This window comes from uncultured Corynebacterium sp. (assembly GCF_902489365.1).
Classification (GTDB): domain Bacteria; phylum Actinomycetota; class Actinomycetes; order Mycobacteriales; family Mycobacteriaceae; genus Corynebacterium.
Window position 1 is genome coordinate 1 of the sequence record NZ_CABTZR010000155.1, and the last position, 2,337, is coordinate 2,337.

General features: G+C 58.8%; 3 protein-coding genes and 1 pseudogene. 2 read left to right on the forward strand and 2 right to left on the reverse strand.

Annotation, left to right across the window (positions count from 1 at the left end; genetic code table 11):
* Together RDN59_RS12050 and RDN59_RS12055 are read left to right on the forward strand one after the other, a co-directional pair.
* Positions 1–120, forward strand: a pseudogene (locus RDN59_RS12050) (peroxiredoxin); the annotation flags it as partial.
* A 44-nt stretch (positions 121–164) separates the two neighbouring features.
* The gene (locus RDN59_RS12055) at positions 165–698 is read left to right on the forward strand and encodes a carboxymuconolactone decarboxylase family protein (protein WP_308608042.1); all 534 of its coding nucleotides are present in this window, start codon (positions 165–167) and stop codon (positions 696–698) included.
* Positions 699–830: 132 nt separating this feature from the next.
* On the opposite strand, the gene RDN59_RS12060 is transcribed toward RDN59_RS12055, so the two are convergent.
* Positions 831–1,541 carry a VIT family protein gene (locus RDN59_RS12060; protein ID WP_308608043.1) on the reverse strand — a complete coding sequence of 237 codons (711 nt, stop codon included), beginning with the start codon at positions 1,539–1,541 and terminating at the stop codon, positions 831–833.
* Between the two features lie 144 nt (positions 1,542–1,685).
* Positions 1,686–2,063: a hypothetical protein gene (locus RDN59_RS12065; protein ID WP_308608044.1), complete on the reverse strand. Its 378-nt coding sequence runs from the start codon at positions 2,061–2,063 to the stop codon at positions 1,686–1,688.
* Positions 2,064–2,337: the final 274 nt, after the last annotated feature.

The following is a 2,337-nucleotide window of genomic DNA, read 5'->3' on the forward strand; positions in this document are numbered from 1 at the left end:
GATGAGGTTCTGCGTGTGCTGGACGCCCTGCAGTCCGAAGAGGTCTGTGCCTGCAACTGGGAGGCTAATGACCCGACCAAGAACATCGACAAGCTCGAGGTTGTTCAGTCCGCTCTGTAAAGCAGCAATAAGCACAACCGTCCAACCTTAAAGGAGTTACATCAATGTCCATCGAAAACCTGAAGTCCGCGCTTCCGGCATATGCCAAGGATCAGAAGCTCAACATCGGTACCCTTACTCGTACGACCGAACTGAATGAGGAGCAGTTGTGGGGAAGCTTGGTTGCTGCCGCGGCCGCTACCCGCAATGACTTGGTATTGTCGGAAATTCTTGAGGAAGCACGCGAGCACCTCAGCGAAGAGGCAGTTGACGCAGCTCTTGGCTCTGCCACGGTGATGGCCATGAACAATGTGGCCTACCGCGCAAAGAGCTGGTTGGGCGATGACTTTGCTCAGGTCAAGTTCGGTCTTCGCATGAACATCATCGCTAAGCCTGGCGTGGAAAAGGCCACGTTTGAGCTGTGGAGCACCGTGGTCTCCGCCATAAACGGCTGCGAGCACTGCCTGTCCGCTCACGCCAACACCCTCTTGGAGGAGGGCGTGACCAAGGAGCAGATCTGGGAAGGTATCAAGGTAGCTGGCGTCATCGAGGCTGTGGCCCAGGCGCTGCAGGCCGAGGCCGTGCGCACCGCTGAGTAAAACCAGCTAGCATTTTTCTAGCTAAACGTAGAGTCCCACTGCCCGCATTAGGCGGGAGGTGGGGCTTTTTGTTTTGGCCCATCGGGGAGGGGCGTCGGTGCGTAGAGGTCGCGTCGGGCGGCTCTTTTCTGCCTAGCCGACGACCCCGCCGAAAGCGACGCCGATGCCATAAGTGACGGCCAGCCCCAGTGCACCACCGATGACGAGGCGGAGGACGGAGCGCCCAGTGTTCGTGTCGGCGAGGCGGGCGGAGACGTAGCCTGTGATGGCAAGGGCAAAAAGTGTCACGATGGCCACAACGATTGCCGCCTTGTCCATCGGCGCGAAGAAAATAGATAGAAGGGGCAGCGCAGCGCCGGCGAGGAAGGATACTGCGGACCAGAAAGCCGCATGCCAAGGATTGGTCAGATCCTCGCCGTCGATGCCCATTTCAAGTCGGAGGTGTGCCTCCAGCAGCCGATCCTCGGCGGCGATTTCGCGCGCTGCGGTGTCTGCGGTATCAGTTCCCATGCCGTAGCTGGCAAGCATGGAGACGAGCTCAGCATGTTCTTGTTCGGGGATTTCCGCCAGCTCGCGGGTCTCCTTGGCGATCATCATCCGCTCGGAGTCGCGCTGCGCGGACACCGAGACGTATTCTCCGAGCGCCATGGAGGCGGCACCGGACACGGTAGCAGCCAAGCCTGCAGTGAGGATGGCGCTTGCCGACGCCCCCGAGCCCACCACGCCGAGCAAAAGCGCGGCGACGGAGACGATGCCGTCGTTAGCGCCGAGAACGCCTGCGCGCAAAGAATTAAGGCGAGCGTTGTGCGAGGATCCGTGGGGTTCGTTGCCATGGTGGGGCATTGCCAGCTCCTTGGTGTCGAGAGTATCCGCGTCGCGCTCTAGTGCTTTCGCAATTGTCTAGAGAACTTCTTATACTCCAGTATTGTTGCTGGTCAGCGCCCTGTAAAGCGTGTGTAGGCTTAGCTCAAGTGGGAAAGTGGAGGCTTAGGTAATAGTTCCAGTCCACTCGCCACACGGCGCGCCGTCCACAGACAGGCCCATGGTGAAAACCTGGTCGGTGAGTTCAAAATGAGCCGTTGGCACGGTGACTACGAGCTCTTCGGGGGTGTAGATGTAGTGATAATCGACGGGCCGGTGGGCATCCCTGGTGTCCTCACCAAAGGAAGCGATTTCCATGGAGGCGAGCTGGTCTTGTTCAAAGTGGATGATGAGTTGAAGATCGAGGGTGTGTAGCTTAAACACGACGTCACGGTGGTGGGGAAGGCCTCCGAGAAGCCAGTGGACCGTGACGGTGTCATCCTGCGTTTCAAAGTGAACGCCCGCGAGGCGAATACTGGTGGCTGGGGAGTCTGGAGTATTCATAGCGCCACCCACTGTACTCCCCATGCCACTACTTGAAATCGAGAGAAAAGTATTCAGATTTGGTGAGATGCAGGACCTTCTCGAAGAGCCAGCAAAAGAGCAGCGCAAGGGCGAGTGGCAGGACGAGGTATACGAAGGTGATGATCATTACGTTGCCAGCGCTCCAGCCCCAGCCCTCGTAGTTGAGGGCGGCCAAGGGGCCCATGAGGCCGGAGATGCCGAAGCCAGCGGAAATCGGGGTACCGGAAATCAGATCGGAAGAGCACACGTCTGA